The organism is Microcoleus sp. FACHB-68, assembly GCF_014695715.1.
GTDB lineage: Bacteria > Cyanobacteriota > Cyanobacteriia > Cyanobacteriales > Oscillatoriaceae > FACHB-68.
In genome coordinates, this window is record NZ_JACJOT010000015.1 from 91,831 (window position 1) to 118,230 (window position 26,400).

At 48.1% G+C, this 26,400-nt stretch carries 17 protein-coding genes and 1 other RNA gene; 14 read left to right on the forward strand and 4 right to left on the reverse strand.

Going from position 1 to position 26,400, the window contains the following annotated elements; translation table 11 throughout:
* The first annotated feature begins 101 nt into the window (after positions 1-101).
* From H6F73_RS20985 to H6F73_RS21020, 8 genes are all read left to right on the forward strand, one after another.
* Positions 102-542 (forward strand): Rrf2 family transcriptional regulator, encoded by a 441-nt coding sequence (locus tag H6F73_RS20985; RefSeq protein ID WP_190760716.1) that lies wholly within the window; start codon positions 102-104, stop codon positions 540-542.
* A gap of 53 nt (positions 543-595) precedes the next feature.
* Positions 596-1,558: a cysteine synthase A gene (cysK, locus tag H6F73_RS20990; protein WP_190760717.1), complete on the forward strand. Its 963-nt coding sequence runs from the start codon at positions 596-598 to the stop codon at positions 1,556-1,558.
* A gap of 744 nt (positions 1,559-2,302) precedes the next feature.
* A complete protein-coding gene (gene groL / locus H6F73_RS20995) occupies positions 2,303-3,994 on the forward strand; it encodes a chaperonin GroEL (RefSeq protein ID WP_190760718.1) in 1,692 nt (563 codons plus the stop codon).
* Positions 3,995-4,192: 198 nt separating this feature from the next.
* On the forward strand, positions 4,193-5,356 hold the full coding sequence (corA, locus tag H6F73_RS21000; RefSeq protein WP_190760719.1) for a magnesium/cobalt transporter CorA: 1,164 nt from the start codon (positions 4,193-4,195) through the stop codon (positions 5,354-5,356).
* Positions 5,357-5,623: 267 nt separating this feature from the next.
* Entirely contained in the window at positions 5,624-6,277 is a 654-nt protein-coding gene (locus H6F73_RS21005; protein WP_190760720.1) for a hypothetical protein, read from the forward strand.
* 41 nt (positions 6,278-6,318) lie between these two features.
* Positions 6,319-6,745: RNase P RNA component class A (rnpB, locus tag H6F73_RS21010), an RNA gene on the forward strand.
* Positions 6,746-6,836: 91 nt separating this feature from the next.
* Positions 6,837-7,568: a ribonuclease III gene (gene rnc / locus H6F73_RS21015; RefSeq protein ID WP_190760721.1), complete on the forward strand. Its 732-nt coding sequence runs from the start codon at positions 6,837-6,839 to the stop codon at positions 7,566-7,568.
* A gap of 434 nt (positions 7,569-8,002) precedes the next feature.
* Complete coding sequence (locus tag H6F73_RS21020) at positions 8,003-9,043, forward strand: Gfo/Idh/MocA family oxidoreductase (protein ID WP_190760722.1); 1,041 nt, start codon at positions 8,003-8,005, stop codon at positions 9,041-9,043.
* On the opposite strand, the gene H6F73_RS21025 is transcribed toward H6F73_RS21020, so the two are convergent.
* Positions 9,040-11,136, reverse strand: coding sequence for an ATP-binding protein (locus H6F73_RS21025; protein WP_190760723.1), 2,097 nt, complete (start codon positions 11,134-11,136; stop codon positions 9,040-9,042). The two genes, H6F73_RS21020 and H6F73_RS21025, sit on opposite strands and share 4 nt — an antisense overlap.
* A gap of 323 nt (positions 11,137-11,459) precedes the next feature.
* Between H6F73_RS21025 and H6F73_RS21030 the strand changes: the two genes are divergently transcribed.
* From H6F73_RS21030 to H6F73_RS21040, 3 genes are all read left to right on the forward strand, one after another.
* Positions 11,460-12,158, forward strand: coding sequence for a dihydrofolate reductase family protein (locus tag H6F73_RS21030; RefSeq protein ID WP_190760724.1), 699 nt, complete (start codon positions 11,460-11,462; stop codon positions 12,156-12,158).
* Between the two features lie 118 nt (positions 12,159-12,276).
* Positions 12,277-13,458, forward strand: a complete 1,182-nt coding sequence (locus H6F73_RS21035; protein ID WP_190760725.1) for a GNAT family N-acetyltransferase — start codon at positions 12,277-12,279, stop codon at positions 13,456-13,458.
* A 329-nt stretch (positions 13,459-13,787) separates the two neighbouring features.
* Positions 13,788-16,925, forward strand: coding sequence for a Calx-beta domain-containing protein (locus H6F73_RS21040; protein ID WP_190760726.1), 3,138 nt, complete (start codon positions 13,788-13,790; stop codon positions 16,923-16,925).
* Positions 16,926-17,110: 185 nt separating this feature from the next.
* Here H6F73_RS21040 and H6F73_RS21045 read toward each other — a convergent pair whose 3' ends face one another.
* Both H6F73_RS21045 and H6F73_RS21050 read right to left on the reverse strand, forming a co-directional pair.
* Positions 17,111-18,019: an Hpt domain-containing protein gene (locus H6F73_RS21045; protein ID WP_199330707.1), complete on the reverse strand. Its 909-nt coding sequence runs from the start codon at positions 18,017-18,019 to the stop codon at positions 17,111-17,113.
* A gap of 103 nt (positions 18,020-18,122) precedes the next feature.
* The gene (locus H6F73_RS21050; RefSeq protein WP_206754759.1) at positions 18,123-18,737 is read right to left on the reverse strand and encodes a hypothetical protein; all 615 of its coding nucleotides are present in this window, start codon (positions 18,735-18,737) and stop codon (positions 18,123-18,125) included.
* 120 nt (positions 18,738-18,857) lie between these two features.
* Here H6F73_RS21050 and rpsD point away from each other — a divergent pair, with 120 nt between their 5' ends.
* Positions 18,858-19,466, forward strand: a complete 609-nt coding sequence (rpsD, locus tag H6F73_RS21055) for a 30S ribosomal protein S4 (RefSeq protein WP_190665071.1) — start codon at positions 18,858-18,860, stop codon at positions 19,464-19,466.
* Positions 19,467-19,524: 58 nt separating this feature from the next.
* On the opposite strand, the gene moaA is transcribed toward rpsD, so the two are convergent.
* Positions 19,525-20,514: a GTP 3',8-cyclase MoaA gene (gene moaA, locus H6F73_RS21060; RefSeq protein WP_190760728.1), complete on the reverse strand. Its 990-nt coding sequence runs from the start codon at positions 20,512-20,514 to the stop codon at positions 19,525-19,527.
* A gap of 907 nt (positions 20,515-21,421) precedes the next feature.
* Between moaA and H6F73_RS21065 the strand changes: the two genes are divergently transcribed.
* Both H6F73_RS21065 and H6F73_RS21070 read left to right on the forward strand, forming a co-directional pair.
* Positions 21,422-25,270 (forward strand): bifunctional diguanylate cyclase/phosphodiesterase, encoded by a 3,849-nt coding sequence (locus H6F73_RS21065; RefSeq protein WP_190760729.1) that lies wholly within the window; start codon positions 21,422-21,424, stop codon positions 25,268-25,270.
* 212 nt (positions 25,271-25,482) lie between these two features.
* Complete coding sequence (locus tag H6F73_RS21070; RefSeq protein WP_190760730.1) at positions 25,483-26,331, forward strand: alpha/beta hydrolase; 849 nt, start codon at positions 25,483-25,485, stop codon at positions 26,329-26,331.
* Positions 26,332-26,400: the final 69 nt, after the last annotated feature.

Here is a 26,400-nt window from a genome sequence, read left to right on the forward strand (position 1 = left end):
TGTCACGAGCAAGCCCAGTTCGTCAAGAAAAAATACTTAAACTCCATCGGGTAACCGTAGTATAATAAAAATCGATGTTGGCCTTTGGGTGATGGCAACTCATGGAACTATCGTGTAAAGTCAAGTACGCTATGGTGGCACTTCTAGAACTTGCCAGCCGGTATGGACACGGGGAACCCGTGCAGATCAGTCAAATTGCGGCAAGTCAGCAGATACCAGACCGTTATTTAGAGCAACTGTTAACCACACTCCGTCGTGGGGGTTTCGTCCGCAGTCAGCGCGGATCGAAAGGCGGTTATTTGTTGGCTAAGCCGCCTTGGCAGATTCCACTGTTAGAAGTGTTCGATTGCTTAGAAGGGCCACAAAGTGTTGAACGCGAAGGACAGCCGGATTCAGCCCCGACGCCGGAGAGTGCGGCACTTCAAGAGGTGTGGGCAGAATCAAATTTAGCCGCTCAAGAAGTTTTGCGGCGCTATTCGTTACAGGATTTGTGCCTAAAACGGGATGATTGCCAGCGATTGAATATTATGTATTACATATAGCGTTTAGCAAATTACGCTATCCCTCAATTCAAAACTCAAAACTTAAAACAGTTATGCGGATTGCTCATGATGTTACAGAACTAATTGGCCACACACCTTTAGTTCAGCTAAATCGAATTCCCCAAGCAGAAGGGTGTGTTGCCAGAATTGTTGTGAAGTTGGAGGGGATGAACCCAGCCTCTTCTGTTAAAGATCGCATTGGCATTAGTATGGTTCAGGCGGCTGAGGAAGCCGGTGAAATTCAGCCGGGAAAAACAGTTTTAGTGGAACCCACCTCTGGAAACACCGGCATCGCCTTGGCAATGGTGGCAGCAGCCAAGGGATACCGCTTAATCTTAACGATGCCCGAAACCATGAGCCAAGAACGGCGGGCAATGCTGAAAGCTTATGGGGCGCAGCTAGAATTAACCCCTGGCGTTGAAGGCATGAAAGGGGCAATTGCCAGGGCCGAACAAATTGTGGCCACAACCCCCAATGCCTTTATGCTGCAACAGTTTCGTAACCCGGCCAATGCTAAAATCCACCGGGAAAGCACAGCGGAAGAAATTTGGGCAGATACAGATGGCGAAGTGGATATTTTGGTGGCTGGGGTTGGCACCGGCGGCACCATTACCGGCGTCGCTGAGGTGATTAAACAGCGTAAACCCAGTTTTCAAGTCATTGCCGTTGAACCTGTCAACAGTCCCGTGCTTTCTGGGGGATATGCCGGCCCGCATAAAATTCAAGGAATTGGTGCCGGCTTTATTCCAGAAGTGTTGAAAGTCGATTTAATTGATGAAGTCATCGCCATTAGTGACGACGATTCAATGGCATATAGCCGGCGTCTGGCGCGGGAAGAGGGTTTGCTCTCTGGCATCTCTGCCGGCGCTGCTTTAGCCGCTGCAATCCAAGTGGCAAAGCGTCCAGAAAATGCCGGTCGTTTGATTGTAATGGTGCAGCCAAGTTTTGGCGAACGCTACTTGAGTACACCGCTGTTTCAAGATTTAGAAAAGCTTGAGGCTGTGGCAGTTAAATAAGGGCAAAAACGGGGTTTTTTAAGCTGAATTTAGGGAATGTAACATTCTCTAAATTGCCAAAGAAACTTATAGAATTAATATGGGTAAGGGGGATTGTAAATTCAACATTTTGCATTTCTCTAAAAAAGGGCGAATTTGGTAAAAATTTTGTAAAGATTAAATTCAACCCAAAACTCGCCCGTCTTCCCATTGTGGATACTTGCTTCAGTTTTTCTTCCCTTTACTCTTGCGCCCGGATGTAATAGAAACCGAGCCATTCGTCGTCCCAATCTGAATAATTGTCATAAGTAATTAGATGTAAACCCTATTGATAAAATAAGGTGCCAAGATATCTTCGTTTTCCTATGGCAGAATTCCCACCGCAAAAACTCGAAGTTTTGCCGGCTCCTAATTCCATTCCTCTGCTGTCATAATAAAATCCTAAGACTAGAAGCTTGATTGATTAAATTATTTTATTTATATAAAATACCAGAGTTGGGAAAATTCTGGCTCCTGCGGACAAGGGCCAACCAACCCTACATGGCCCTGACTGCACTGCCACCGACTAAGCTAACGCCCATCTAATTCAGCATTCCCTATTCGTCTCTCCCCCGAATCTCAACAGAAAAACTGATTTGCCTAGCAGCTTAACGCCCTATGGGCTAAAATCCGCTCAACTTTGTTCGGTGCTCCACACTCAAAAATTTAGCACTCAACACCTGGGAGTGCTAAATTGTCTACTTGGAGAACTAAAAAAAACGACTCATGGCTAAAATTGTTGCATTTAATGAAGAATCTAGGCGGGCGTTGGAGAAGGGACTCAACGCCCTAGCCGATGCGGTGCGGATTACCCTGGGACCCAAGGGCCGCAACGTGGTGCTAGAGTCGAAGTACGGTGCGCCTCAAATTGTTAATGATGGAATTACGATTGCTAAAGAAATTGAATTAGAAGATCCTCTGGAGAACACCGGCGCTCGGCTGATTCGGGAAGTCGCGTCGCAAACCAAAGAGATAGCCGGCGATGGCACCACCACAGCCACCGTGCTCGCTCAAGCTTTGGTACGCGAAGGGTTGAAGAATGTCGCCGCCGGCGCAAATCCTGTGAGTTTGCGGCGAGGAATTGAACGGACGATCGCTTTCTTGGTTGAAGAAATCAAGGCGATTGCTAAGCCGGTGGAAGGCAGCGAAATTGCACAAGTTGCAACCGTCTCAGCCGGCAACGATGAAGAAATCGGCAAAATGATTGCCCAAGCAATGGATAAAGTCACCAAAGACGGTGTCATTACCGTTGAGGAATCTAAATCCATCGCCACAGAATTGGATGTGGTGGAAGGGATGCAGATTGATCGCGGCTACATTTCTCCCTACTTCGTCACCGATCAAGAACGGATGGTGGTTGAATATGAAAACGTCCGCATCTTGATTACCGATAAGAAAATTAACGTAATTCAGGAATTGGTGCCGGTGCTTGAAAAAGTCGCCCGCGCCGGCCAAGCGTTGCTGATCATTGCCGAAGATGTAGAAGGCGAAGCCTTAGCCACCTTGGTTGTCAACAAAGCCAGAGGCGTGCTCAACGTCTGCGCGATTAAAGCCCCTGGATTTGGCGAACGCCGCAAAGCCATGCTGCAAGACATCGCCGTTCTCACCGGCGGACAGCTGATCTCCGAAGAAGTCGGTCTCAGCCTTGACGATATCTCCCTAACGATGCTAGGGACTGCCCAGAAGATAACGCTCACCAAAGACACGACAACGATCGTCTCCAGCACCGATGATCGCAACAAAACCGACGTGCAAAAGCGGATCGCCCAATTGCGGAAAGAATTAGAAAGAAGCGATTCGGATTACGACAAAGAAAAGCTGCAAGAACGCATTGCTAAACTCGCTGGCGGCGTAGCCGTGATTAAAGTGGGTGCGGCAACTGAAACCGAACTCAAAGACCGGAAATTGCGGATTGAAGACGCTCTCAACGCCACCAAAGCCGCTGTAGAAGAAGGCATTGTGCCCGGTGGTGGTTCCACCCTGATTCACTTGGTCAAAAAAGTGAATGAGTTCAAAGCCGGGTTGACTGGCGAAGAAAAAATTGGGGCAGAAATCGTCGCCAAATCTTTGGAAGCCCCCCTGCGTCAAATTGCCGATAATGCCGGCGTGGAAGGTTCCGTCATTGTTGAGCAAGTGCGCGACTCAGAGTTCAACATGGGTTACAATGCCGCCACCGGCAAGTTTGAAGACTTACTCGCCGCCGGCATCATCGACCCTGCCAAAGTCGTGCGTTCAGCCCTACAGAATGCCGGTTCAATTGCCGGTATGATTCTCACCACCGAAGCCCTCGTTGTCGAACGGCCTGAAAAGAAAGGTGCCGGTATGCCTGACATGGGCGGCATGGGCGGCATGGGTGGCATGGGCGGCATGGGTGGCATGGGCGGCATGGGCGGCATGGGCGGCATGGGAATGATGTAATTCTCAGCACTTAGCCGTCAGCAGTCACTCGTCAAGAGTAATTAATTGCTGAACAATAGAAGCAGTTTGCCTTTCCTGGCAAGCTGCTTTTTTGATAGGGGAACTTGAGCGCAGCCCTGTAAATGTAACCAATAGATACACAGAATTTAGGATAAATCGCTTAAAATCACGAGTGCAAATCTGTTCAGGTCACATAACATGACAGAAAACCGCATATCACCTTCCCAACTCGAAATCCAAGCTGACGAGGAAGAAGAAGATTACTTTGATTACTTCTTTGATAAACCAGGCAGTTTACCGGGCACCCTTGACCTTGAACCAAATGCCCCGCCTCCCGATATTGTGCTGATAGATTACTGCGAAGCCAATGCCAGCCGGCACAAAGTTACCACGCCCGAAGCTTGTGCGCCCTACTTAGATACCGAGTCAGTTTCTTGGGTGGATGTTCTGGGTTTAGGCAATCAAGAAACTTGGCGCAAACTCGGTCAAGTTTTTAATTTGCATCCCCTCACCCAAGAAGATATCGTTAACGTGCCTCAACGTCCGAAAGTCGCTGATTATAATGACCACTTAGTGATCATTACTCAGATGGTGATGCCCAAAGAAAAGACAGGCGGTTTTTGGATTGAGCAAGTCAGTTTGGTTTTAGGGAAACATTACCTACTCACGGTGCAAGAAGAACCAGAACACGATTGTTTTGGGCCGGTGCGCGAACGCATTCGTGCAAATCGCGGCAGTATTCGCAAAAGTGGGGCAGATTATTTAGCCTACGCTTTGTTAGATGCAATTATTGATGGCTTTTTTCCCGTGTTAGAAGATTATGGTGAGCGCATTGACGAACTAGAAGATGAAGTCGTAATGAACCCAACTCGCCAAACATTAGAAAAAGTTTATCAAGTCAGACGCGAATTACTTGCATTGCGTCGCGCTATTTGGCCACAGCGAGATGCAATTAATGCCCTGATTCGAGATGGCAGCGATCTGCTCAGCCCATCCGTGCGAATTTACCTGCGAGACTGTTATGACCACGCCGTTCAAGTCATGGATATGGTAGAAACTTATCGAGAGCTAACTTCAGGTTTGATGGATGTTTATCTCTCTTCAATGGGTAACCGAATGAATGAAATCATGAAACTTTTAACTGTTGTCTCTAGTATATTTATTCCCCTGACCTTTATTGCCGGCGTGTACGGCATGAACTTTAATGTAGAAACATCACCTTGGAATATGCCAGAGCTGAATTGGTATTTTGGCTATCCGCTCTGCTGGGTAGTAATGTTTACAACTGCCTTTGGTTTGGTCTATTTTTTCTGGAAACGGGGCTGGTTTGAGAATTTTTCTGCAATTAAGAAGAAACCTTAATATAGCAAGATTTTAAGTTAATATTTGAGGCATCTAATAGTGCTGTCAAAAATTAATTAGATTTAGCTCAAATATCTAAATCCTAAAATCTTGAATTAAAACGTATCCCGATAATTGCGGACAAATTTACAAAGAAAGGTCAGAACAATTAGCACTAACCCCCTCACACACAATTAAAAAATTGCTTCCTCGATCCCTTCGTTCTTTATCATCGCGCTGCTCGTGTTACTCGCCCGAAACTCAACAATAGAAACGCTCGTTTAGGTCATGACTGAATACGACCTCCTAATTTTGACTATTTATGTGATAGTCGTCACATCCGTCCTTTACCAATCCATCAACTCAATCGGAGAGCAAATCACGATTAAATTTGAGCGAGCGAGCTTTAGGCAACAACTTGCCGACAAAGATATTGCCGATCTGGTTGAAGTTAAATTTGACTTCAAAGAACGTTACCAATTCGAGGAACTGCGTGAGTTAGTCATTAACATTAAAAATAATTCCCCAGAATATGACATTGACGTGGATTGGGAAAGCTGCTGTCTGATTGGCCCAGATGGGCAAACACAGCGAATTGTGCGACTTACACAGGGCTTAACTTACGATTTGTTTCAACCCCAAGTTGACAGCGTAATTGCCCCAGGTAAAAACCTCAAGGAAAAACTCACCTCTGAAACTGTCCTGAAACGCGAGTCAGAAATTGGCCCCTTCAAACCCGCCGCGCCTTTAATCAAACGCTCTCAGCTCAAGCCAAAATCTGGCTCCACAAACCCCTGGACTTCATTTTCCCTGAGACTGGTGCTGCGGCTGAGTGATCCCACCAGTCCTGAGGAGGTGAAGCCCTCTTACGCTTTGTATTGCCTGTTAAGTGTCAAAAAACTTGAGTGGACATACGCCCTTCCTTGGTATTCCAAGCGGTAAGCGTAAAAAGTCCCTCAAGGAATTAGACTGGAATTAAGGAGAGAGTAGGCGCAGGTGGTTGCGGATGGGCGTGCTAACCCGTCTGAGGAAAGTCCGGGCTCCCGAAAGACCAAACTTGCTGGGTAACGCCCAGTGCGGGTGACCGTGAGGAAAGTGCCACAGAAAGATACCGCCAAACTTCGTCCTGAGTCCTAAGTCGTGAGTCTCTTTAAACTCAGCACTCAGCACTCAGGGCTGTTTTGGTAAGGGTGCAAAGGTGCGGTAAGAGCGCACCAGCAGCGTCGAGAGGCGCTGGCTCGGTAAACCCCGGTTGGGAGCAAGGTCAGAGGAACTACGGTTGGTCTTTTACCCGTTCCGTCGAGATGTACCGCTAGAGGCGTCTGGTAACAGGCGTCGGAGATAGATAGCTGCCTTCTTAGCTGCGCGTCAGCTAGGAAAACAGAACCCGGCTTATGTCCGACTCTCTCCCCTTTTTTATTTGGAATTCTAGATTTTAGAATTTGAATTGGCGATAACATTTAAACTTCAAACTCTAAAATTCCAATCAAGCTGTTCTGTCATGACCCTCACTCACCCTCACCGCCAAAAGCAACTCCAAAAACTGCTCCAAAAATTAGGACTTTCTGAAAACTCGCCGGTGCAATGGCAACTGCTCGATTTAGCACTGACTCATCCGACAATTTCACCGGCAGCTAATTATGAGCAACTAGAATTTGTCGGAGATGCCGTGGTGCGTCTGGCGGCGGCAGAGTTGTTATTAGAAACTTATCCAGACTGTCAAGTGGGTGAGTTTGCCGCAATTCGCTCGGTGTTGGTGAGTGATCGCGCTCTGGCAAGGATCGCTGATAGCTACGGTTGGGACCGTTATTTGCTGGTTGCTAATAGTGCTGCTGCTGACACAGCCGGCTTGGAGTCACGTTTGGCAGATTCTTTGGAAGCTGTCTTAGCGGCGCTTTATCTAAGTACGCACACGCTGGAACTTGTCCGCCCGTGGCTGGATTCTCATTTTAAGCAACTAGCGACTGAAATTCGCACTGATCCCGCTCGCCAAAATTACAAAGCCGCTCTCCAAGAATGGACTCAAGCGCACTACAAAGCTTTGCCGGTTTATCGCGTTAAGGAAACGACGCAAGTTCACGATGATGCCCAGCGATTCACGGCTGAGGTGTTGCTGGAAGGCCGCCGGTTGGGTCAAGGCAAAGGCCGGTCAATTAAAGCCGCTCAACAAGCTGCTGCCCAAGAAGCTTTTTTGTCTTTGCATGAGGCATCTCATCCCGATTTTGAGCCTTGAAAGAAAGCTTTTCTATTAGTTGGAATGATTAGAATGGATGAACATCAAAAAATGTGCGGTTTTGCTGAGTCTTGCAGAAATTTTTTATAATTTTTTTGAAAAAATAAGGGTTTCAAAAATTTGTATGGTATTATATTACAATAGAAATCTGTGCGTAAATAATATTTTTGCAACCATCTGATTATGATAATTATAACCTGTCAATAGCAAATTAAATATTACAAACAGTAAAAATTAAAAAGTCAGCGACTGTATTTTTAAACCTCTAAAATTTTGTAGAAAATTTTTGTAATAAACTTTTGAAGAGCCGGCATCTTAACTCAATTACAGGCTTGAACCGTGTTGCATTTATTGATGTGTAACGGCATATCGTTCGCGCCAAAGTTTGAAATTTAAGAAAAATAGGCGAACAGTCAATTATAAGTTAGGAATTAATGCAAAATCTAACATCTGAAATCGAAAAGCCGATGGGGATTGCGGTATTGGGCGCTGGCCGGTGGGGTGCCCATTTGGTTCGCAATTTCCTAGAACATCCCCTAGCGCGGATTGTGGCTGTGGTAGACCCCCATCCGGAACGCTTGAGCGTACTCCAGCAGCGGTCGAAGTTGGATGCCGGCGTAATTTGGGCTACCGACTGGGCGCAGGTGCGGCACCTGCCGGCAATTGAGGCGGTTGTGATCGCAACGCCGGCACTGACTCACTATGCCTTAATTGCTGACGCGCTCACGCAGGGATACCACGTCCTGGCAGAAAAACCTTTAACACTGAATGTCGCTGAATCTGTGGAACTGTGCCATCTGGCGGAACACCACGGCTGTGTTCTGGTGGTTGACCACACTTACCTGTTTCACCCAGCGGTCGAACAGGGCGAGAAAACGATTCAGTCGGGCTGTCTGGGCCAGTTGCGCTACGGCTATGCCACCCGCACCCACCAAGGGCCGGTTCGCTCGGATGTTGATGCTTTGTGGGATTTGGCCGTCCACGACATTAACATTTTTAATACCTGGCTGGGGCTTGTTCCCACTCAAGTGCAAGCCACCGGCACTGTCTGGCTTCAGCGAGAGGGGGAAAAGAATTTGGCTGACTTAGTCTGGGTGACACTCAGTTATGCCACCGGCTTTCAAGCGTTTATCCACTTGTGCTGGTGCAATCCCGATAAACAAAGACGGTTGGGGGTTGTGGGTAGCCACGGGACTTTAATTTTTGATGAAATGTCACCGGAGGCAGTGCTGAGCTTATATCCAGGTTATTTAGAGGGCACCGGCACAGGATTTACCCCAACGGTTGAGCCTCGTGAGGTACTCAGCTTAGAGCCGGCTGAGCCTTTAGCGCGGGTTTGCGATCACTTTCTGAACTGTGCCATCAAAAAAACACCCTCCCCTGTTTCGTCAGGTTGGAAGGGTGTGGAGTTGGTGCGAATTCTCAGCGCTTTAACCGAGTCAATGAAGCGGGGAGGGTTAGCGGTGCCGGTTTAGGACGGATTGGGGTTTGCGATCGGCATTTCGGAAGCGGGGGAGGGTCGATCCGCGTGCTCGGTGTGCGGTTGGGTTTCTTCCGTTTTCTGAGTTGCTGCCGGCGAGGGCGACGGCGTCATATCGATCAGCGGCAAAGCAATTTCAACCGTCGTGCCTTGGCCTATCCCAGAACTGTGCAGGGTAATGGAGCCTTTCATGAGTTCAACTAGGTTCCGAGAGATGGCCAGCCCCAATCCTGTGCCACCATGCTTGCGAGTTCGCTTGCCATCCACCATCACAAACGGTTGAAACAGCCGGTGCTGCTGGGTGGGATCGATGCCAATTCCCGTATCTTGGATCGCGACAATCACACGAGACTCGCATACAGGTGCCGCTGTTGCTGCTTGGGGACTTGACTGAGTTGACTGGCAAGGCTCTATCCGAGTCTTCAGGGTAATGCTGCCGGTATCGGTAAACTTAATCGCGTTGCCTACGACATTGAGCAGCACCTGCTTGAGCTTCGCGGTATCCGCTTCGACAATCAGCGTTTCTGGATGCTCGTGCCAATTTAACTGCAAGCCTTTCTGTTGAATGTGGCTTGTCTGTAAATCTACGACTTCCCTGAGTAATTTTGGGAGATCGACCGGCTCAGTGATCACCGACAAGGTGCCGGCTTCAATTTTGGCAATATCAAGCACGTCATTGATAATGTCAAGCAAATGAATTGCAGCGTCATCCGCCCGCTGCAAGAACTCCATTTCCTCTTCCTCATCATCACAGCAGTCATCGCGCACCAGCCGGATGCACCCAATAATCGCATTCAGCGGCGTTCTCAGCTCGTGGGAAGTATTGGCCAAAAACTCATTTTTCAGTTCGTTGGCGACTTTTGCTTCCTTCCATGCCGTTTCTAGCTCCTCCGCCCACGCTGTCAGCCGCTCTACCATACTGTCGAGCGATTCTGCCAGTTGATTGAACTCCTTGATTTTGAAGTTGTGGGGAACTCGATCTAAAGAGCGCCTGCCCTCTACTGTTAGGGCGTAGTAGCCAAGTTTTTCTAAAGGACGCGCCAGATCGCGAGATAGATAGACGGTTGCCAGCAGGTTAGCCGCTAACAAACCCAAAATCAGCGTCACCAGAACGTGCTGAATTTCTTCTAAGCCGGCCAGGGCGTTATCCAGACGAGTGATGGCTAAAATGATCCACTTTTGATTGCGATCATTGGTAATGGGGCTAGGAATCGCCGTATAGCCGGCCAGCAATTCCACACCTTTGTTTTCAAACCCAAATAGGTGGCCAAAATCTGTTTTCCCGTTGAGCGCCGTACCCACCATATTTCTGAGTCGTTCGGCGTCTTTCTCCTGCTGAATGTTCCGTCCCACTCGGCTGGCATTCGGATGATTTAGAATCGTTCCATCTTGGCCAATCACCACCGTATAGCCAGATAAAGATCTTGGTTTATCCTTCTCTGGCTCAAGCAGTGCTGACTGAATTCTCAGCGCGTAGCGCAATTCCCCCGTGCCCTGATCGTAAACCGGCGCACTTAACAGCAAACTGAGTTTGCTTTCACCGCTCATTGTGGCAGTTTGGTTCGCCGGCAATGCCTCTTGGGAGACATTGGGCAGCAGCGCTGTGACTCGCACATCTGAAGCTTCTGGAACCAGTCGATCACGCCGCTGAGGCCACATATTAGCCGGCAGCTCTCCAATCGGTTGCACTCCACAGGTACTCACTTCAATTGCGCCCGTCTTTACATTCGTCAATTGAATGCACTGGATCGGGGTTGGCAATTGTTGCGCCAGCTGCTCTAAAAATTGTTTAGATACCTCTAACGAACCTGATTGCAGGGCTGTGGTTTCACTGGCTGTGATCAGTCCCGCTTGTAATGCTTTGATGGAGTCTTGAATTCTTTCTCCCTTTCTAACAGCGCTTTCAGAAAGGTTCTGGCGGGCAGTTTCTAGTAGGCCAGAGCGTGCCTTTCGGTAAGTCCCATATTCCCCAAGCAGTAGAACCGGCACGCTCAGAAGTAAGATGCGCGACAGCAGAATTCTGCGAAAGGAAGTCGGACCGATCTCAGTAAAACGAAATTGTTTCAATAGACCGGATAGATTAGGCATCCATCCACCACTATCTTAGGGGCTTAGGTGAAGTGTTTATGCCAGCACAGAGCGGCTGGTCAACAACATCAGTCACTACATTTCAATCAATTATAGGGGCTATTTGGTGTGCCGCCCATAATTTGACAGATCAAAACCAAAATGCTATTAAAACTTCGCCAGACGTAAACAGGCTTTTTTAAATAATTGCATTTGGCATTTTACAAATCCTACTGTTTTGTGGTAAGACTGCAATTGATTTACGTCAACTTTCTCTTGAAATATTAACCTAAATAATCCGCAGATTAATCGCAAATTCGTAAAAATTAACAGATTATAACGAGATGATGCAAAACAATTTAACGCGCCCTGAGACAATAGTAGTTGTTGCCATGAGTGCTGATGGCAAAATTGCGGAAGCCTCACGAAACCAAGTGCTGTTCGGTTCCCCAGCAGATAAAGCCCACCTGGAAAACCAAATGGCTACAGCCGATGGCGTGATATTTGGAGCCGGCACCCTGCGTGCCGGTGGCAGCGCCATGAGAGTCACCCACCCCGAACTCCTCAAACAGCGCCAGGAACAAGGCAAACCCAGCCAGCCGGTGCAGATAGTGTGTTCACGCTCAGCTAACATTGACTCCAACTTAAAATTTTTTCAGCAACCGATCCCCCGCTGGTTGCTTACTACCGCTGCGGGAGAAAGCCGGTGGCGAGAACAGCCAGGATTCGAGCGAATTTTGGCCATCGAGACATCCCAGCAAGCAATAGACTTACCCGCAGCCCTACAACATCTGGCCACTTTAGGGTTAAAGCGTCTTGCAGTTTTAGGAGGCGGCGAACTCATCGCTTCATTGCTAGCCGTTGATTTGATTGATGAATTGTGGATCACCGTTTGTCCGTTAATTTTAGGGGGATCGACAGCCCCAACCCCCGTAGACGGCAACGGATTTTTAACCGAACAAGCCCCTCGTCTGGAACTGTTAGAAGTTAAGCCGGTTGGACAGGAAGTATTTTTGCACTATCGCCGGCAGCGTGATGAGTGATTGCATTACCCTATATTAGGAAAGCGCTGCACAAGAGCAAGGACAGAGAAACCAACACTAGCCTCTATCTCCCTCTCTCCCCCTTTCCCTCTCTAGCCCCTAGCCCCCCATCCCACCTATGGTTGAACAGCTCAAGCCAAGCTATTCGGTTGCGTGGATTAACAAAATCGCCTCTGTACCCCAGTCCGAGTGGGATGCTTTGGCTTTACCGCTGAAAACCCCATTTCTAGAGTGGGAATGGCTGAACAATATGGAAACCTCTGGCAGTGCTACGGCAAAAGCCGGTTGGCTGCCCAATCACTTGATTGTATGGCGAGACCGGCAGCTGATCGCTGCTGCCCCACTTTATATCAAAGGTCATAGCTACGGCGAATTTGTCTTTGATCACCAGTGGGCAGATTTGGCCCACCGGCTGGGCATTGAATATTATCCCAAATTGCTCGGTATGAGTCCGTTTACGCCGGCAGAAGGCTATCGCTTTTTAATCGCCCCTTCAGAAGATGAAGACGAAATGACCGGCTTAATGGTTAATGCCATTGACCATTTCTGCGCTCGCAACAGCATTTCTGGCTCTCATTTTTTATATGTCGATCCCGCATGGCGACCAATTCTTGAACGCCACGGCTTTACAAGTTGGCTGCACCACAGCTACATTTGGCAAAACAATGGATTTGATAGCTTTGATGATTATTTAGGAGCCTTCAACGCGAACCAGCGCCGCAACATCAAACGAGAGCGCAAAGCCGTGGAAAAAGCCGGCCTGCGACTGTTAACCCTCACGGGCGATGAAATTCCCAAACCCCTGTTTTCCAAAATGTATAGCTTTTATGAAAATACTTGCGACAAATTTGGCTGGTGGGGAAGTAAATACTTAACTAAACGGTTTTTTGAACAGTTGCATCACAACTATCGGCATCGAGTTTTGTTTGTTGCGGCTTATACAGAAGCAGACGAACGGCAACCGATAGGAATGTCTTTTTGTATTACCAAAGGCGACCAACTTTATGGGCGCTACTGGGGAAGCTTTGATGAAATCGACTGCCTGCACTTTGATGCGTGTTATTACACACCCATTGACTGGGCTGTGAACCACGGCATCCAAACTTTCGATCCGGGGGCTGGGGGCCGGCACAAGAAACGACGCGGCTTTCCTGCAACTCCAAACCATAGTTTGCACCGATTTTACAATCAGCGTCTTAGCCAAGTTTTGCGGTCTTATATAGGTGAAATCAACGAAATGGAACGGCGAGAAATTGATGCCATTAATCAAGACTTGCCTTTTAGCCCGCAGCCCTCTTAATTTTTTCGTAACCTGGGAACTTTTCTAGAAAAATAACCGTCTCAACAAATTTTTATTATGTAAAACTCAAGGTCTAATCAACCTTTTAAACAATATCAACAAGCCTAACTGCTAAGTTGAAAAAACTCAGGAGAGGCTGAATCGCTGAAATCTTGCCAAAATCGAGATTTTGCGGGCTTTTATGTCCGTAAATAAAAGCCTGTGTTAATGATTCTTAAACCGAATTTTTCGCATCTACCTAAGTGATTAAATTGAACCTTTATGCGGGTATACTCTCAAAATAAGTAGGAACACGGAAATAAATAAGGTTTGCAGTTAGGAGCATCAAAATGGCAGAGATCATCGGCTCATCAAATAATGACTTTATAGACGCCTCAGGTATTAATGCCCTACTAGGTCTGGAGGGAGACGACACGATCCTTGGTGCTAAAGGAGATGACAGTGTCAGTGGGGGCCAAGGAGACGACCTCGTTGCCAGTGACCAAGGCAACGATACCGTGCTCGGCGATGAAGGCGATGACCAACTATTTGGGGGGCAAGGCGATGACCAACTATTTGGCAATATCGGAAATGACGATATTTTTGGCAACGAAGGGAACGACTCTATAGACGGCGGTCTGGGCAATGATACAGGCCGGGGCGGCATCGGCAATGACTTAGTTGCAGGTGGGCAGGGTGATGATCAACTTTTTGGCGATCCAGGCGACGACTTGGTAAGAGGCGGCAGTGGCAGCGATGCCCTTTCTGGCGGCGAGGGAAATGACCGGCTAGAGGGAGAAGAAGACGACGACAGACTGCTGGGCGACGAAGGCAATGACGTGCTTGTGGGGGGTGCCGGTAATGACTCACTCAGGGGGGGTGTTGGCGGCGATACCCTTGATGGCGCTGATGGCAATGATTTTTTACTAGGGGACTTAGACACTCCTCAACCCGTAATCGAACTTGATACACAGGTTCCTTTACCTGGGCTGGAAAACTTTTTGAGCAACGATCTGGCTCAGGATGTGATCGTCGGCGGGGCCGGCAATGATACCGCAGTCGGCAGCAATGGGAATGACGATATCTTTGGCAACTTGGGCGACGATCAGTTGTTTGGCAACCAAGGAGCTGATGATATGTATGCCGGCCAAGGCAACGATTCAATGCGAGGTGGCCAAGACAACGACCAAATGTATGGCGACCAAGGCAACGATGTCATGTTAGGTGATATCGGCAACGACCTAGTCGCTGGGGGAGATGGTAATGATTCTCTCTATGGCAACCAAGGCAACGACGTTGTCTATGGCAACGAAGGCAACGATAGCGCCTATGGTGGTCAGGGTAACGATAGTTTACAGGGCGGTAAAGGCAACGATCAGTTATTTGGCGAGGTTGGAGATGACAACCTCGCCGGTGAATTGGGAAGCGACACTTTAACTGGCGGACAGGGACGCGATATTTTTGGCATTTCTAAAGAAAGTGGAGGCGCAACCGTCACCATTGCAGATTTCGTAACAGACTTTGAAGACACCACTGATTTTATTGAGCTGGCTTCTGGTCTGGCGTTTACCGATCTCAATATCTTTCAAGGCACAGACGTAAACGCAGCGAACACCGTCATTCAAGATAAGCTGACGGGCCAGTTTTTGCTCGTCCTCAACAATGTGAACGTCGCCGCCATCACTCAAGAGGATTTCGTGCCGGCACCTCCCGCACCCCCTGGCCAAGTTGCGCCGCCGGCCCTTGGCACCCTACAGTTTAGTGCGGCAGCCTACCAATACAATGAAAATGGGACACCGATCAGCGTCGCAGTTACCGTCACCCGCACCGGCGGGAGTGATGGGGAAGCTAGCGCACAGATCACACTAGCCGGCGGCACAGCCACACCGGGCGAAGATTACGATAATGCTACACCCACTGAAGTTACTTTCGCCGATGGCGCAGAAACAGCGACAGTAATAATTCCGATTACCCCTGATACTACTCCCAACGAGGAGGATGAAACGGTGACTTTAACGTTAGGGAATGCTGTTGGGGCAAACATCGGTGCTCAAAATACCGCCACTTTGACGATTGTTGACGATGATAAGCCTGGTGTTCTCGAATTTACTGCGCCAACCTTCACGATCAACGAAGACGGCACCACCTCAGCCGCGATCACGGTGAAACGTACCCTCGGTAGTGCGGGAGAGGTAACCGCCACCGTAACCCTGGCAGATGGCACAGCCATCGGCGGTGTAGATTACACCAACACTCCCATCACTGTCAGATTCTTTGACGGGCAAACGGCTGAGCAAACCGTGACCATTGCGATTACGCAGGACGTGCTGGTTGAGGGCAATGAGACCCTGACTGCGACATTAGGCACCCCCACAGGCGGTGCGACGATTGGCACCCAGGCTACGGCTGCTGTAAATATTGCCGACGATGACGTTCCCACTGTCTCGATTGTGGCCACTGGCGACGCAACGGCAGCAGAACAGGGCCAAACGACGGGCGGATTTACCATTACCAATAGTGGCGCAACCGCTGTCGTGGTGAATTACACCGTTGCCGGCACAGCCGCCACCGATAACTCAGATTACACCGTCACCTCTTCCAACCCCGCCGATCTGGTCGGTCAAATTACTGTTGCGGGAAATAGCACGGCAACCCTGACGGTAACGCCGATTGATGATGTGCTATTAGAAGGCACTGAGACGGTGGATGTGTCGCTGACTGCTTCTACCGGCTACAACGTCGATGCCACGAAAAATACAGCCTCGGTGTCAATTATTGACAATGACGTTCCCATTGTTGAGATCGTTGCCGCTAACCCCAATGCCAGGGAAGGGGCAGATCAGGGTCTCTACACAGTCAGCCGCCGGGACGGTGCCGGAAATCCTATCACCACCGGCAATCTTACAGTTAATTACACGAGCGGCGGCTCAGCGAAGGTGAACAATGATTATGACGCCTTGACGGGTACGATTGTCATCCCAGAGGGTCAGTCCACTGCCAACATTACCTTAAATCCCGTTGATGATGCGACTGTGGAGCTAACTGAGTCGGTCAAGCTGACTTTATCCAATTCTACGACCTATAGTGTTGGGCCTTTAAAAGATGCCACTGTCAACATTAAGGACAACGAAACTCCGACGATGGTCATCTTCGCATCTGATGATCGGGCTGAAGAAGCTGACCTAAGCACCGGCTCATTCCTCATCCAGCGTCTGGGTGATCTCAGTGGCTCCCTAACGGTAAATTATGCGGTTGCCGGCACCAGTAGCGCCACCCCGGGTATTGACTACGTCCAATTAGGCAATACTGTGACGTTCGCACCTGAACAGCGCGATGCCTTTGTGACGGTAACAGCGTTGAATGACATCGGCAGCGAACCGGAACCCCCCTATGACGAATTGCAGGTGGATTTAGTAGAAGGCGCTGGATACAGCTTAGGCTTCCCAGAGAGCAACACAGTCTATATCGTTAACAACGGTGGCCTGTAATACCGGCATTTGTAAAATTACCCCTTAGTAAAAATCAAATTTGATTTTTACTATTTCTCCCCCTCTCTGAACTTTTATAGAGATGGGGGAGTTATTTTTTGTAGATATTAGCCAACCCGTTAAACAATTCAGGAATCTTTCTTTCCTGTTAATTGAAGTAGCCCTTGCAAAGCGTCAAGTCTGTTTTACTTCGTGGCTTTATGAAGTAACTGCACCAACTGCACCAGCTGCTCTTTACTAAAGGCTTGGATCAGCGTTTTTGCTGCTGCCTTGGGTTCTACAACCACAACGACTTGCTTTAAACCGGCAGCCGGTGCACCGGCTGCTAGTTGCTGCAAACTGTAACTGGGTGCAATTTTCTCGGCTTTACCAACGACGACTAAATCACTGGCTTGCTTGAGTTCTTTAATCACAAAAGGAGCCAAGATCGCATAAGAATGCTGTGGATGAGAAATTGCTTTATGAGCAGTTTTAACAAGTTTGAGCCAAGTTTCCGCACCGGCATCCATCTTTGCTAAGCCGGCACACAATTTCTGTAACTGCTGGCGACTGGCTGGCGTTTCTTTTTGTTTAAACAGTTGTAACATCTGTTTAAGAACACTCACCACTTGATCACCAAAAACACTCGCGTCTGTACCCGCTTCATCGGACGCGCCTCCAGCGATCCGGCTGTTCAAATAATCTTGAAGTTGAGTAAAAGCCGGTTCGGTTTCTTGAACCACGCGATCTCCTTCTTCCTCCCGCAAGCCAAATGGTCCTTGGAGACGTTCGAGCAAGTCTTTGAGGGCGTCATACCCCTTTAAAAATAGAGCTTCTATCTTTGGATCGACCTTAACTTGATTCTCTTTAAGGATTTTCAAACAATCCTCTAGCCTGTGAGAAATTTGCTGAATGCTGTTGAAACCCAGCATTGCAGCGCCTCCTTTAACAGAATGGGCGGCTCGAAACAATTCGTTAACCCGTTCTTGGTCTGTTACAGTAGCTTGCAGCTCTAAGAATCCTTTTTCTAAGGTTTCGAGGTGCTCTTTGGCCTCCTCTAGGAAATAACCTAAAATCTGTTGCTGCTTCCCGGCATCCACGGCTGTGTTCCTCAACGTGACGATTCTTCGTGGCTATAAATTGCGCTAGTTTTGGCGATGGGGGATAGGAGAATGTTTCCCAAACCCCCGCCAACCCCCCTCTCATCCCAATAGTGGGTTAATTTGGTGTGGGTGCCGGCGTCCCTGGCAGCTGATTTTGGGGGATAAAGCTGGGATCGAAATCGGCAATGCGATCCGCTGCATCAATGCACACAGTCATTGCTTGAGCGGGAACTACATCAATATTACGGCTGAGACCGACCACACACTCGGAATAGCGCTTCGGCAACAGACTGCGCCGGCAGTTGTCTAAAACGTCTGGGGTTAATGAGGCTTGAGCAGTTTTGCTAATATCCACCACGCAAGTCGCTAATTCGTTGGGACGCCGTACCCTGCGGCAAGTCGTCAAGGCATCTGTCGCGGCAATGTCAGTTCTCCGATATATTTTCACAACGCAGCTAGCCATTTCCTCAGGATCGAGGGCACCGGCACAGGCTGGGGCTACTGTTTCTGGAAAAAGACCGGCATTTAACAGTTTAGACGCACAACTTTGATAATTATTTCCGTGCGTGGCAGTAGCCGGCTGCTGGGGAACTGCCATTGCCAGTAACCCGGCAATCACCAACTGCCTTACAGAAAAGCGCATCAAACGCTTGGCTTTTCGGCTGCCGGCCCGATCACAGCCTTGGCCGATCCTGGGGAGATCATAGTGCAAACGATTAAGAGGAAGCATAGCCATTCTAGTTAATGTCCTCAAAATGAATCCAACTTAACACGGGTAAGTCACAGTCGTTAAGGTTTATACTAGAATGTCTGGGTAAAATTCCACCGAAGGATATAGAGAGGAAATTCCATGTCGCGATACAGAGGCCCGCGCCTCAGAATTGTACGTCGTCTGGGCGACCTGCCAGGGCTTACTCGCAAACAGCCGAAACGAGCCTACCCACCGGGCCAACATGGCCAAAACCGCAAAAAACGGTCTGAGTATGCTATCCGCCTTGAGGAAAAGCAAAAGCTCCGTTTCAATTATGGTCTCACGGAACGGCAACTGCTGCGCTATGTCCGCAAAGCCCGCCGAGTCACCGGCTCCACCGGCCAGGTCATCCTGCAGTTGTTGGAGATGCGTCTCGATAACACCGTCTTCCGCTTGGGCATGGCTCCCACCATTCCAGCCGCCCGTCAGCTGGTAAATCACGGCCACATTACCGTCAACGGTCGTGGAGTCAATATTGCCAGCTATCAGTGCAGGCCGGGAGAAATCATTGCGGTTAAAGACAAAGAAGCTTCCCGCAAGATAGTTGAAGCCAACTTGGCCAACCCAGGCTTGGCCCACACGCCCAGCCATTTGGAGTTTGACAAAAACACCTTGGTTGGTAAGGTCAACGGCGTTGTTGAGCGCGAATGGGTGGCTCTACAAGTTAACGAACTGCTTGTGGTTGAATACTATTCCCGCAAAGCTTAGGTCACTTGTCTTTTGTCCTGCGTTTACTGTCTTAGGGCAAGTGACAAAGGACAATTGACTAACCTCCTATCTGTGACATGGTGCGCGTATAGATGCCGGCAGCCGTGCCTGACTCGCGCTGTTTAAAGTTAATCTCTGGTTTGAGACCGAGTAACTGGCGCACCTTCTCCCTCAACTCAGCTAAGGGAACTCGGCTTCGCAGAGCCGTTTTCAAGTCGATCTGGCCAGTTTCATTTAACAAGCACGGTCGCAACCAGCCGTCTGCTGAGAGGCGCATCCGGTTGCACCGATCACAAAAACATTCTGACATTTGACTGATAAATCCTAGTGTGCCTTTGGCACCAGGAATTTGGAATACGTCAGCCGGCCCAGCACCTGTGACTCGCGATTCGACCAATCCCCAGCGATCACTAATTTGCTGCCGCAACTGCGCTGATGGCACCCACCCGCGACCATCAAATAAATCGCCGTTGCCAATTGGCATAAACTCAATAAATCGGACGTGCCACCGGCGTTCAATGGTAAGCGCGGCTAAATCTAAAACTTCCCCATCATTTACGCCCGGAATTACCACGACATTCAGCTTGAGTGGGTCAAACCCCACCCGATGAGCTGCCTGAATTCCCGCCCAAACTTGTGGCCACCGGCTTCGACCTGCTTTACCGGCAATTCGGTCAAAGGTTGCCGGTTCCAGCGAGTCTAAACTGATATTAATTCGCCGCAGGCCGGCCTGATACAAATCTTCAGCCAGATCGGCTAATAAAAATCCATTCGTCGTCATCGCCAAGTCTTCGGTTTCTGACAACTGGGCAATCTGGCCTACCAATTGCACCACATTCGGACGCAGCAGCGGTTCTCCCCCAGTGAGACGAAACCGACGAAATCCAACTGGTATAAAGATTTCTCGAATTAGCGTCAGCAGTTCTTCATTGCTTAGCAAATTCTGCTTCAGGATGTAGTCAATTTCTGCGCCCTCTGGCATACAGTATTGGCAGTTGAAATTGCACCGATCAATCAGACTGATGCGAAGATAATCTACCTGATTCATGTTTTTATCCTGACCCGGCTTGCGAGTCTGACTGCCGGAACTAGCCTGAGTCCATACTTCTAGACTAGAGGCGGTTGATTGGCCGGCTCTCACTTGGGCCAGAGCTGCGGCTCTCTTAATCTTACTTAATATTTACAGTTTAGAGGATTTCAGCGATTTCCCGAATTCTCTGAACTACGGGTAACCGTCTCTCGATTGCCAAACGCCTAATCGCTCAACGATGCTGGACGGGAAAGGGCTGCTTGCGAGTTAATTATGCAAAGTCTTCATTGATAGCCGACATTTCCTTAAATTGTAAAACATTTTGTAACTGAGGAGGCTGCTAGATCAGCTAGCTATTCGCTGCCATAAAAACTTGATTTTCAATAAAAAATTAATAAAATCCCTATAATTTTATCATAAAATGTCCTATATTATAAACTATAAGGTTTTGATAAACTATGAAGATTCTACAAAGGTGTTTTCTGGACAAATGCTTAAATTAAACTACTTGTTCTGGCATTGATTCTTAAAGTTCTCACTAAAGCCTTAATAAAGTTACAATCCTTAAAAAAATGTAAGATTACAATCAAGATAATAAAGAGTCAAGTATCTTTGTGTCAACTTCAGCGTAGCCAAAGGGGCAGAGCGAAGCATTTGAGCGATTTGGCGGTGGCAGGTTAGGAGAAAAAACTAAATTTGTTTACAAAGACCAGTCATCAGAGCGAGTCTATTCGCACCAAAATAGCTTGAATCGAAGGCTAACTGAAAACACTTGTTTGTATTTTAAGTTACAACTAAATCAACAGCAAAACAAATTAAATAGTCTGTGTGTCTAACGCACTGTCAGCGAAATTTTCAAACATTCGGGCAAAACCGGCAGATCGCAGGGTTCAAATTGGCAAGCCAGCAAGAGCTAGAGGATGCAATGATTCCAACAACAATGCCGAAAAGTCAAACAGATGAGCTTGCTACTTCGCCTGCCAAAACACATGGATTTGAACCTTGGCTTGAAGAGGCATTGGAAGAGATTACCCGCCTAGCCGCACAGGTGTGCGACGCACCCATTGCCCTAATCTCCCTTGAAAACGGCTACCAGCATTGCTTTAAATTAAAAGAAAACTTGGAGTTGCCGGCAATTCCTGCTCCCCACGCTTCCAGCGATATCGCCTTTTATGCGAAAATCCCCCTCATTGATGCACAAGGTTCTAAAATCGGCACCTTATCCGTGATAGACTTTTTGCCTCACAATCTGGCAGAACCGCAAAGGAAAGCCCTGCAAGCCTTAAGCCACAAGGCTGTTATTCTCCTCTGGCGGCACCAGTACCCAACCGACTTACCTGGTGAACTTGCCCAATTCGCGCACAAGTCGGCATCTGACACAATAAAACATGGCGTTGATATGGCAGCCGAAGCAGTCTTCTGGATCACCTCAGATGGGCGATGCGTCTATGCCAGTGAAGCCGCCTGCCGGCAAATAGGCTATTCCCGCGAAGCACTGCTTAAGTTGAGTATTTGGGATATCAACCCTGATCTGAGTGCCACAAATTGGGCACAGCACTGGCACACCCTAAAACAAACCGGCTCCTTCACTTTAAAATCGTGTCAGCTCCACAAAAACGGTCAAAATGTGCCGGTGAAATTCACAGGATATTATCTCGAATTAGAGGGCAAGCAATACTGTTGCGCCATTGCCCAGCCGCTTGCTGAGTCCACTGAAACCAAGGCTTCTCTTCCGGCTGTTGAAGGGGTAGTAAATTTAACGTGTGCCGAGTTGGAAAGTCAATTGATCGCCCTCAAGACTCAATTAAACCAGGCAAACGAGCAATTACAAAAAGAGATTGAGGAGCGGAAAAAGGTTGAAAAAGCTCTACAAGAGAGAGAAGAAAGGGTGCAGGCGCTTCTGAATGCGCCGGCAGAGTCAGCCTTGTTGATTGATCCCCAAGGAATTATTCTCGCTACGAGCGAAATCGCTGCCCAAAGATTAGGCGTATCCCCTAAAGAAATCACCGGCAAGTGTATTTACGAGCTACAATCTGCCGAACTTGCTCAACAAAAAAAAGTACAAATTGAGCAAGTCATTCGCACATCAAAGCCTGTGCGATTTGAAGAAGACTATGCAGAAATTTGCCTAGAAAATGTGATATTTCCAGTCTTTGATGATCAGGGCGATGTAACAAGACTGGCTATTTTTGCTTGGAAAATAAGCAAGCCAAAACAAAATATTGAAATAAAAGATTTTACTTCTATCTTGGAATATCGCCCGCTACTTGAGCAGATTAACGAAGGTTTATTAATTGCCGGCAAAGACGGCACCATCGAATTTGTGAATCAGCACTTTTGTGAAATGCTGGGCTACAAAGCAGAGGAATTGCTAGGGCGCTCGGAAGATGACTTAGCAATGGGAGAAGCCGGCTATTGCTTGTTGCAAGAAAAAAGACAGCAATGCAGCACCGGCACTTACGAAGATTATGAAATCGAACTGCGGACAAAGTCGGGAGAAACAATTTGGGTGTTAGTTAGTGGGACGCCGGTGTTTGATGGATATCACTGCCTGAGCGGTTCGATGAAAATTCACACAGACATCACCAAGCGCAAACAAGCCGAAGCAGCACTGCAAGCCTCGGAAGAGTTACATCGAATCACTCTATCTAACATTACAGAAGCAGTTTTTATCACCGATGACGCCGGCAAAATAACATTTATCGGACCCAACGCCCAAGTTTTGTTCGGATATTCAGTCGCCGAAATTCATGCCTTAGGCAAGATTTCCAAGCTGCTAGGAGAAAATATTTTTGACTGGGATCAGCTGAAAACAACCGGAGAAGTTCAAAATATCGAGCGCCAGGTAAGGAACAAAGTCGGTAAGCGTCGCACCATGCTCGTGAACGTCAAGCGCGTCTCCATCCAAGAGGGAACCATTCTTTATAGCTGCCGGGACATTACAGATCGCAGAAAGGCAGAGGAAGCGCTGTATGAAGAGAGAGAGAGCTTCCGCCTTTTACTAGAAAGCGTCAAAGACTACGCCATTTTCATGCTAGATCCCCTCGGTCAGGTGGTTAGTTGGAATCCAGGTGCGGAAGGCATCACCGGCTATTTAGCCTCTGAGATTGTGGGAAAGCATTTTTCTTGCTTTTACACCAGCGAAGAAATTCAGGAAGAAAAACCTTGGAAAGTCCTGAAACAAGCTGCTCTGGCAGGCCGGCTCGAAGAAGAAGGCTGGCGCGTGCGGCAAGACGGTTCGCAATTTTGGGCTGATGTGATCATTACCGTCTCCCGCGATAAATTTGGTTATCTGCGGGGTTTTTCAGTCGTCACCCGCGATATAACAGAGCGCAAGCGGGCGCAAGAGCAATTATGGCACGCAGCGTTTCATGATCCCCTCACCGGCTTACCAAACCGCGCTTTGTTCACTAAATGCTTGTGGAATGCCGTCGAAGTCGCCAAACAGCGCTCTGATTACAGATTTGCCGTGCTGTTTCTAGATTGGGATCGCTTCAAGCTGATTAATGATAGCCTTGGGCACAGTATAGGGGATCAGCTGCTCGTCGCTTTTGCCCACCGGCTGCAAACCTGTCTGCGTCCTGGTGATACCGTCGCGCGTCTGGGAGGGGATGAATTTGCCATCCTCCTCGACAGTATCCACGATGCCGGTGATGCCGACGCTGTAGCAGAGCAGATCCACGCTTCCTTAAAGTCACCTTTTCACGTCAATGGACATGAAGTGTTTACAACAGTCAGCATTGGCATTGCCTTGAGTAAAAGTGAAGTCCAAGAAATTGCTGCTGGAAACGCTTCCGCCTTCACCCTTCACTCTTATAGCCGGCCTGAAGACCTCCTGCGCGATGCTGACACCGCCATGTATCGCGCCAAAAGCTTAGGAAGAGCGCGTCATGAAGTTTTCAACGCCGCCATGCACGCCAACGCATTAGAACGCCTGCACTTAGAAACAGACTTGCGGCGAGCCATCTTAGGAAAAGATGAAGCAGCAACGATAAAAAATGGGGAAAAAATTCTTAATTCTCCTGTCTCTAGTCTCAATACTTCATTCCTGCTTCACTATCAACCGATTGTGTCCCTCAAGACGGGTAAACTCTTAGGTTTCGAGGCACTTCTTCGTTGGCAGCACCCCACACGAGGCTTCATTTCACCAACCGAATTCATTCCCATTGCCGAAGATACCGGCTTGATTGTTCCTCTCGGACAGTGGGTTTTGCGCGAAGCTTGTTTGCAGATGGCCGAATGGCAAAAACAGTTCAACACTCAAGAACTGTCCGTGAATGTGAATCTATCTAGCAAACAACTCACAGCACCGTGTTTAATCGAGCAAATTGATGCAGTTCTCCTCGAAAGTGGGCTAGATGCGACGAGCTTAAAGCTGGAAATTACGGAAAGTTTGCTAATGGAGAATGCCGCAGCCGCAGCGGAAGCGCTCGACCAACTTAAAGCCAGAAATATTCAGTTATGTATCGATGATTTTGGCACCGGCTATTCTTCTTTAAGCTACTTGCAAAGCTTGCCGGTGAGTACCTTAAAAATTGATCGTTCCTTTGTCAGCCGGTTAGATACTCAGGATGAAAATTCAGAAATCGTTAAAGCCATCGTTGTGCTAGCAAATAATTTGGGGATGGATGTAGTCGCAGAGGGAATAGAAACCGAGCAACAACTGCTGCAACTCAAAGGACTGCAATGCGACTCCGGGCAAGGATATTTATTTTCTAAACCTTTAGATACAAAAAAAGCTGAGGCGTTGATAACCTCAGAACCTCAGTGGTGAAGGAGGAGTCCTGAGTGATGAGTTCTCAGTTCTAAGTCCTGAGTCTTGACTTTTGAGTGTTGAGTCCAACAGGTTGATAAGCTAATGAGCATTTAACTTTGCAATTTCTCTCCCACTCTCCGCTAGGAGGGTAGAAAGAATTTTGAGAAAAGGGGAAGCGTAACCTTAGCTTTCCTAGTGATTAAGCGTATGAAATATGGGCAGGTAAGAATATGTCTTTAAGAGGCTATGTATATTCCAGCGGGTTCAAACTCCAGTACATTGTTGAAGGTAAGGGGGTTCCTGCCATCGTGGTTGGAAGTTCACTATATTACTCTCGAACCTTCTCTAACAATCTGCGTAATAGTCTAAAGTTGGTTTTTGTCGATCATCGAGGGTTTTCACCTCCTTATGATTGTAAAGATACGGCTCAGTTCCAGTTAGATAGACTGAGTGATGATATTGAACTCGTTAGAAAAGAGTTAGGATTCGATCAAATTATTGTTATTGGTCATTCAGGTCATGCATTTATGGCGCTGGAATATGCGAAGAAATATCCTGCCCATGTGTCTCATGTGGTAATGATCTGTGCCGGCCCGAATTTGTCGCAGGAAGGGCATCTTGCGGCTCAACGATATTTGAATGACTCGGTTTGCCCTGAGCGTAAAGCAGCGCTTGCTGAAAATCTAGCCCGGTTGCCTCAAGAAATCGAAGCCGCACCTGAGAAAGCCTTTATTACCTATTGCCTTCTCATGGCACCCAAAAGTTGGTTTGACTACAACTTTGATGCGACAAAACTTTGGGAAGGAGTAGAAGTCAATATGGCTATGTTTGATTATGTTTGGGGCGAGGTTTTTCGGGACATAGATATTACTCAAAACTTAGATAAGTTACAAGCGCCTGTATTTCTTGCCCTTGGTCGCTATGATTATCTTCAGCCGCCGGCATATCTGTGGGAATCCGTCAGAGACAAGTTCAGTAATCTGACTATCCGCATATTTGAAAAGAGCAGCCATGCGCCTCAGTTTGAAGAACCGGCACTATTCGATAAAGAATTAGTCGAGTGGCTTTTCAATGGCTAACCACTCGTTCTCTCAGATTTTATGCTCACCCGATTGACTCAAGAGCCTAATTTTTTTAATTTACTAGCC

Excerpts from the sequence above, each read along its gene's own strand:
- H6F73_RS20985 (WP_190760716.1), top strand. The coding sequence starts at position 102 with ATGGAACTATCGTGTAAAGTCAAGTACGCTATGGTGGCACTTCTAGAA.
- cysK (WP_190760717.1), top strand. The coding sequence starts at position 596 with ATGCGGATTGCTCATGATGTTACAGAACTAATTGGCCACACACCTTTA.
- groL (WP_190760718.1), top strand. The coding sequence starts at position 2,303 with ATGGCTAAAATTGTTGCATTTAATGAAGAATCTAGGCGGGCGTTGGAG.
- corA (WP_190760719.1), top strand. The coding sequence starts at position 4,193 with ATGACAGAAAACCGCATATCACCTTCCCAACTCGAAATCCAAGCTGAC.
- H6F73_RS21005 (WP_190760720.1), top strand. The coding sequence starts at position 5,624 with ATGACTGAATACGACCTCCTAATTTTGACTATTTATGTGATAGTCGTC.
- rnc (WP_190760721.1), top strand. The coding sequence starts at position 6,837 with ATGACCCTCACTCACCCTCACCGCCAAAAGCAACTCCAAAAACTGCTC.
- H6F73_RS21020 (WP_190760722.1), top strand. The coding sequence starts at position 8,003 with ATGCAAAATCTAACATCTGAAATCGAAAAGCCGATGGGGATTGCGGTA.
- H6F73_RS21025 (WP_190760723.1), bottom strand. The coding sequence starts at position 11,136 with ATGCCTAATCTATCCGGTCTATTGAAACAATTTCGTTTTACTGAGATC.
- H6F73_RS21030 (WP_190760724.1), top strand. The coding sequence starts at position 11,460 with ATGATGCAAAACAATTTAACGCGCCCTGAGACAATAGTAGTTGTTGCC.
- H6F73_RS21035 (WP_190760725.1), top strand. The coding sequence starts at position 12,277 with ATGGTTGAACAGCTCAAGCCAAGCTATTCGGTTGCGTGGATTAACAAA.
- H6F73_RS21040 (WP_190760726.1), top strand. The coding sequence starts at position 13,788 with ATGGCAGAGATCATCGGCTCATCAAATAATGACTTTATAGACGCCTCA.
- H6F73_RS21050 (WP_206754759.1), bottom strand. The coding sequence starts at position 18,737 with ATGCTTCCTCTTAATCGTTTGCACTATGATCTCCCCAGGATCGGCCAA.
- rpsD (WP_190665071.1), top strand. The coding sequence starts at position 18,858 with ATGTCGCGATACAGAGGCCCGCGCCTCAGAATTGTACGTCGTCTGGGC.
- moaA (WP_190760728.1), bottom strand. The coding sequence starts at position 20,514 with ATGAATCAGGTAGATTATCTTCGCATCAGTCTGATTGATCGGTGCAAT.
- H6F73_RS21065 (WP_190760729.1), top strand. The coding sequence starts at position 21,422 with ATGATTCCAACAACAATGCCGAAAAGTCAAACAGATGAGCTTGCTACT.
- H6F73_RS21070 (WP_190760730.1), top strand. The coding sequence starts at position 25,483 with ATGTCTTTAAGAGGCTATGTATATTCCAGCGGGTTCAAACTCCAGTAC.